Genomic DNA, 6,704 nt, shown 5'->3' with positions numbered 1-6,704 from the left:
TGCTGGTGGTGCCGGGTGCTGGCCCGTACATGATCGCTTCGTTGTCGGCGAGCTGGATGCGCCGTTCGAGTGTGCCGATGGCTTGGGTGAGTTCGGTGTCGGTGAGCATGTGTGTGGGGTCGGACGGATCGAATGCGCCGTCGAAGTCGATATCGGGTGCCGAGCTCGCGTTGTGCGGAGTGTCGTCTGCGAGCAGGGTGTCGGCGAAGGTTTCGATGGTGGCCCGTTCGGCGGGGTTTCGGGTGTGGCGCCAGTCTTTTCGCAGAAGGCCCAGTGCTGCGGCGGGCGGGTGGTGGTTGGTGATGAATGTGCAGCGGGCGGTGGTGTGGTCAGCGGGGTCGTGGTCGGGGATGCCGGGTTGGTGGTCGTCGCGGCAGGTGCTGCAGAGCCCGTCGTCGCAGTGGTCCGGGTGGTTGTCGGTGCGGGCGCGTTCGAGTCCGCATGCCAGGCAGGGGAGTTGGTGGTGGTCTTGGACGGCGTAGCGGTCGTAGTCGACGGTGTGGCCGGCGCCGGCGAGGAAGCTGGTGGTGTCGGAACGTTCTGGTGTTTCGCGGGTGGGCTGGTGTCGTGTGGTGCCGGTGCCTTCGGGGACGGGCATGTGGGTGGGGTCGGTGTCGACGTCGGCAAAGGAATGGTTGTAGGTGTCGAAGGAGTCACGGCGTCGGTCGGGGCGGGCCGGACGCCGGTGAGTGGGGTCGATTCGTTCGGTGTGGTCGCGTGCTGCGGTGCGCGGGTCGCGTCCGGGTTCGGTGTTGTCGGAGGGTTGGTAGAGGTGGGGGTTGGTGGTGGGGATGGCGGCGAGGATCAGGGCGCGGTGTTCGGGGTAGCGGTCGGCGGCCCAGCGCAGGCGCGCTACCGCGGTGGGGTAGGCGCGGGTGGTCAGTGTGGTGATGACGCGTCGGAGGATGTCGCGTTCGGTGTCGTCGAGGTCGGCGGTGAGGCGGGTGAAGGCTTTTCGGGCTTCGTCGATGCGGTGGGAGGAGACCAGGTCACCGATGGTGTGAACAATGTCGGCCGGCGCCGGGCGCGCGTTGTGGTCACCGAGGTGTGAGTCTCGGTGGTCGGGGTCAGGTGAGGGCATGCGGTTCTCGTATTCGCTTGAGGTGTGGCGGTTTCCGCTGGCGGGTGTCGCGTGGGTGAGTATTTCGATGCGCCAGGCCAAGGCGGTGGCGAGTTGATCGGCACGCAGTGGTGACGTGGTGTCATCAGTGGCGGTGAGGAGCAATTCGTATGCGGTGGCGAGCAGGTCGTGGGGTGTCCAGTCGGGGGGTGCGGTGTCGATGGCGGCGACCAGGCGTGGCCAGGCGGGATCGGCGATGACGTGGTCGGCGACGTCGTGGCCGAGGATGTCGTGCAGGTGCGGTGTCCAGTCGGGGCGTAGCGGCTGTCCGGGGTGGGTGGTGAGCGCGGAGGGGTCGAGGCGCAGGCGTGACCAGAGGGCGGCGGCGGGCATGTCGTCGGGCAGCGGACGGGTGGCGGTGGCGTTGGTGAGCAGGGTGTCGATGTCGAGTCCGGCCGCGGCGGCGGTGTCGAGATAGTTGGCGAGGACGGGCCACCAGGGGTCGCTGGTGATGCGGGTGTCGAGGCGTTTGACCAGTGGCTCCCAGGTATGGGTGGCGGTGTGCAGGTCCCCCAGCGCATCGGTCACCCGGGCGTTCAGCCGTGTTTGGTGGTCGCGTTCGCGGGCGGGAAAACGGTCGGGGCCGGTGGGGCGCAGGTCGGTGTCGGGGACGTGGTTGGCGGCCCGCCACACCGCCAGCTCGGCGATCAGCTCGCGATTGCCGAGTAGGGGCCGTGCCCAGACCGGTGCGCCGGCGGCGGTCCAGGTTCGGGCGTCGATGGTGATCTGGGTGGTCAGGTCGGCGACGATGCGTCGACGTGCGTGTAGCTGGCCGGCAAGTTCCGGGTCGGACAACCGGTGTGGCAGGCCGAGCAGCCAGGGCAGGGGTCCGGTTCCGGTGGAGTGTGCGCCGCTGGTGTCGAGGCGCCAGTCCAACACGGCGGCAGGGTCTTTCGCGGTGTCGAGTTCGCGTTCATCGATGGCCTCGCGCAGCGCGGTGACGGGGTCGTGGCCGGCGAGGGCGAGGATGGCCAGGTGCTGGCGCAGGGTGGGGTAGGCGGGTGCGTCGGTGAGTCCGGGCAGCAGGGTTTCGGCCTCGTGGTCGAGCCGGGTGAGGGCGTCGGCGCCGAGGGTGTGTTCGGTGGCGACGCCGATGGCGTCGAGGTAGATGTCGACAGCGCGGCCGAGCCGGCGGTAGGGGTCGAGGGCGTCGCGCAGGGCGGTGTGGGCGCTGGTGTGGGTGGCCTCGCAGGCCAGGATGTGTTGCAGGACTTCGACGGCGGTGCGGGGCAGGATGGCGGGTTCGGTCCAGAAAGAGGCTTCGCTGCCGTCGATGGTGGTGGGGACGTAGAGGTGGTTGGCGTGGATTCCGCGGGTGATCGCGACGTAGAGCTGGTTGCGTGATTCGCTGCCCGTGAGCACGGTATGGCAGGCGTCGGCGGTGGTGCCTTGGGCGGAATCGATCGTCATCGCGTACCCGAGACGCACATGCAGGCCGACGTATTCGGGCGGAAGCACCGTGGCGTCGCCGGGCCGGCCGCCGGGGCGCAGATGGGTGACGGTGAGGCTGCCGTCGGCGTGGACGGTGTCGACGCGCCAGCGGTAGCCGTTGCGCACCCAGTCGCGTTCACCCAGGGCCAGGCGGCGGTTGTTGCGGCGGGTGCAGACGACATCACCGGCGGACGCGGACAACCCGTCGCCCAATACCGTCGTAGCGGAGGCTATTTCGGTGGTGCGGGCGAGGCGGTCGGTTCGGGCGCGGTGGTTGAGGTCGGTGACGATGTCGTGGGTCGGGGCGAGCATGATCGCGTCGCGGTTGGCGTGTTTGTCGGCGAACCAGGCGCCGTAGGCTTTGTCGGCGATGGTGGCGGCGCTGCCGGAATGGATGCGCTGGTGGTCGAGGTAGAAGCCGAGTCCTGATGGGTCGCCGTCGCGCAGTGCGAGTCCGGCGGTGGCTTCGGCGGTGTCGGCGAAGCGCACCACGTGCGTCAACGTGATCGTATCGGGGGCGTGGGTGCCGTCTATCCCGGCGCCGCCGGCGTCGATCGAGGGCAGTTGTTTGTCGTCGCCGACGCACCGGACGGTGGCCCCCTGGGCGGTGAGGAATTCGAACAGCCGCAGCCGTTTTCGATCCGACAGCTTGACATGTTCATCGACGATCACCAGCGTGAGTTCGCCGATTTGGTGGACCCACATCGGTACGGCGGCGGGGAAATCGTCGGCCGATGGCGCGGTTTCGGGGTCATTGCGTGGTCGGTGTCGATCAAGGATGTGCAGGAGTCGGTCGACGGTTTCGACGCGGGCGCCGGTGGCTTCGGCGAGGATCGCGGCGGGCGCGGCCTCGGGGGCCAGGCCGAGCACTGTTCCGCCGGAGGCGCGCCAGGCGTCGACGAGCACGCGCATGGCGGTGGTTTTCCCGGTGCCCGCAGGTGCGGAGGCGACGGCGATGCGCGCGGGGGAGGTGGCGAAGTGGGTGACCATGGCGGTTTGGCCGGCGTTGAGTTTCTTGCCGCGGTTCGCCGGATCGGCGTTGTAGGCGGTGATGGCGGCGGTCACGAACCTCTCGTCGATCGGGCGTGCGCCGGGTTGCACCGAGAGTTCGGCGAGGCGGCATTCGAGATCGAGTTGGCGCGCAGAAGTGACGTCCTGTGTGCCGGCGCGGGTGTAGACGCTGGCGCCGTCGTCACGCTGGAACGGTTCGGGCACCGTGGCCAGGGCGGGCTCGGCAGCGATCTCGGGGTCGGTGCGTGCGAGTGAATGCCGGGGCGAGAGCGCTTCGGCGACAACGGCGTCGGCGACCGAAGCCCAGTTGTCGCGATTGGTGACCGCACGGATGCGGCGCTCGGTTTCGGCGCGGACGTGGTGGTATTTCCAGACCGAACGCTGCGCCGATACCACCTGCACGACCTCGCGAGCGATATCGCCGACGTCGGCTTGGTCGGGGCTTGGCCGCGGGTGTGATGGCCGGTTCAGGGTTGTGGCGACGAGGTGGTCGAGGTGGTTCTGCCCGCCGAGGACAGTGGCGGCGTCGGCATGCCAGTCGCGGCGTTGCTGGGCCCAGGATCGGGACAGGTGTTTGGCTGGCCGGGTTTGCAGGGTCGCTACTTGGGCGAGGTGCCACATTTCCGTGGGCGTGGGTTCACGTCCGAGTTGCTGGTGGAAGTCGACGGTCAGCTCACCCAGGCGGTGGCGGATCGTGGTGTCGCGGCGTGACCAGTGCCGGATCAACGCCATCGGGATGCCGGCGATTTCACGGATGGGGCGTTTGTTCGGGTCGGTGCCGGGACGTTCGGTGAACTCGACACCGATATCGGCGTGCAGGCGGTGTTCGAGGCGAGTGTTGTAGATCTCGCTGACGGTGACCATGTACTGGTAGATCACCGCCGCGTCGAGGGTGCGCCAGCGGCCATCGCTGCCGCGGACCCGGTTGGCGATGACGACGTGGGTGTGCAGATCCGGGTCCCCGCACCGTGATTCGCGATGGATGAACCGGGCGGCGATGATGCCGTCGACGTCGAGTTGGCGTACCCCGTTGCGGCCCGCGCGAGTGAAGATCCCGTGCTTCTGCAGCCAGTCGAGCGCGTCGTTCACGGCGGCGTCGTGGGCGGCGGCTATGCGGTCGGCGACGGGTTTCGGGGCGATCGCCCACAACGCCGACACGCTCTTGACCGGAGAGAAAGTGATATCGAAACCGGCGACCGCCGCCGATTTCGGGCGCGAGATCTTCGCGACGAACCCCGACAACTCACGATCATCCAACGGCAGCCGCTCATAGGTTTCGGCGAACATCGCGGTCGCCACTTCAGTGCGTAACCGGGACCGGACCGCATCCGGAATTGCCGCCCGAGGTTCGATACCGGCGTCGATATTGTGCGCGGCGAATGCCTCCGCGCACCGTTTCCGGAACTCGTTTTCCCCGGAAAATGTGCGATACGGGTTGCCTAAACGGGTGGCTCGCTCGGCTGTTGCTTTCGCTTCTTCGACGGTGGCCCCCGAGGAGATTTCGGTGGCGATGATGCGCGCGGCGATCGCTTCGGCGTCGGGGTGGCGGCCCTGACCGAACAGCGCCTTCATCTGTTCTTCGGTGACCTCGTCGCCGGGCGACAGGTTTAGGGCGGCCAGTCCGTTGCCCCACCATGTGCCGGGCTGCTCACCGTGAGAGGAGTAGTAGTCGGCCAATGTGCCGGGCCCGCGGTCGGTCGAGTCGGCGGCAGCGACTTGACGCAGGTAATAGCGGTAGCTGTCTCCGGCGAGAATTTTGTGCAGTGTCGCCGTCACATATCCATCACAAGCTCAACGGACCGGGAATTTCCAGAGGTTGAAGGGAGGTAGTTTTTATCAAAAGTGCGCATTTCGCCAGGTTGTAAGGAAATTCTTATCTTCCGTGATGCAAGAGGTTTGCGGTGGGTGAGTGAATGTGGGGGTGAGGGGTTATGGGGTTATGGGGTTATGGGTGTGAGTGGAATAGGTGGTGTTGTGGGTGAGTGAGTGTTGGGGTGAGTGGGTGAGAGTGAATGTGGAGAGTGCTGGGGCCTGCGAGCCGGCTGTCGCACGCCCCACGGCGACGCAGCGAGCACGACAGCGCCGCGGTCGCGCGGCGCAGCGGGTCAGTCGCGCGGGCGCTTGTCGTCGCCCGGCGTGCGGGTGCCGTGGACGGTCATGAGCGGGTTGGCCGGAGAGCGCGAAGCCGATGAGCAGTCCGACGACGAAGATGAGCAGGTCGTGTACGAGAAACTCCTTGCAGGAGAGGATGAGTGGTGGCCGGTCCGTCGCAGGAGGGGTGTCACCGCGACGGACCGGGCATCGAGACTCGCGCGTTTTAGGCGGCGACGGTCTGGCGTGTGGGTGGGGTGACGAGGCCGAGCCAGACGCGGCACTCGGTGCAGAACCCGTCGTCGTGGATGGCGCGGATGCGGGTGCACCCTTCGCAGCGGGCCTGGCGTTGCCCGGCACCGGTCACCGGGCCACGACGGCGACGGGTCACAGGCTTGGCCTGTGCCGCAACGGTTTCGACGTCGGCCTTCGAGTCGGCGGCCTGCTCGATGTGTTCAGGCTGGGGAAGGTGTTCGTCGATGATGGCGGTCAGCCAGCGCGGCGCGCGGCGGCGGGTCTCAGCGAGCAGGGCGGGCGCGGCACCCGGATAGCTGGTGGCCAGGAACCGGCAGTACGTGCGGGCGAGATCGGTGGCGGTGAACCCAGCGGGGAGCTCGGGCAGGCGCGGGGTGCGGTCGTCGCTGCGGCAGGAGTCGCACAACCCGTCGTCGCTACGCCGCCGTCCACTTGTGGAGTGGATGAGGCGCTGGTCGCGGTTCGAGCGTTCGATGAAGCAGGCGACGCAGCGCCACCCCGAGATCGGGGTCATGGCTTCGCGGGTGTAGTCGACGCTGTCGCCGTGGAACGGCAACTCGGGCCGAAGGTCTCCGCGCACACCGGTGCGAGCGTCGGCGTAGGCGAGCGCGTTGTCGTGGGAGACGCGGCGACTGTGTTCGGCGGCCGCGGCGTCGTGGGTGTGCTGTTCGGCAACGTGGTGGACGAACTCGAGGTCCCACCGCGCCTGCACATCCTCGTCGCTACGCGGCTGCGCGCCCTGCACCCGCAGCGACACGGAGGGTGCGAGTTCGGCGAGCAGGCCGCGGTCGCGGAA

General features: G+C 68.1%; 2 protein-coding genes. Both read right to left on the bottom strand.

Going from position 1 to position 6,704, the window contains the following annotated elements; genetic code table 11:
• Positions 1-5,338 (bottom strand): MobF family relaxase (mobF, locus tag A5780_RS06340; protein WP_064907990.1); only part of this gene is annotated, 5,338 nt, incomplete at its 3' end.
• Positions 5,339-5,879: 541 nt separating this feature from the next.
• Positions 5,880-6,704, bottom strand: an 825-nt coding sequence (locus A5780_RS40655) for a hypothetical protein (protein WP_197521674.1), incomplete at its 5' end; no start/stop codon positions are given.

The organism is Nocardia sp. 852002-20019_SCH5090214 (genome assembly GCF_001665865.1).
GTDB classification, from domain to species: Bacteria; Actinomycetota; Actinomycetes; order Mycobacteriales; family Mycobacteriaceae; genus Nocardia; species Nocardia nova.
Note: the sequence above shows the minus strand (reverse complement) of the source record. Positions and strands in the feature narration are given on the sequence as shown.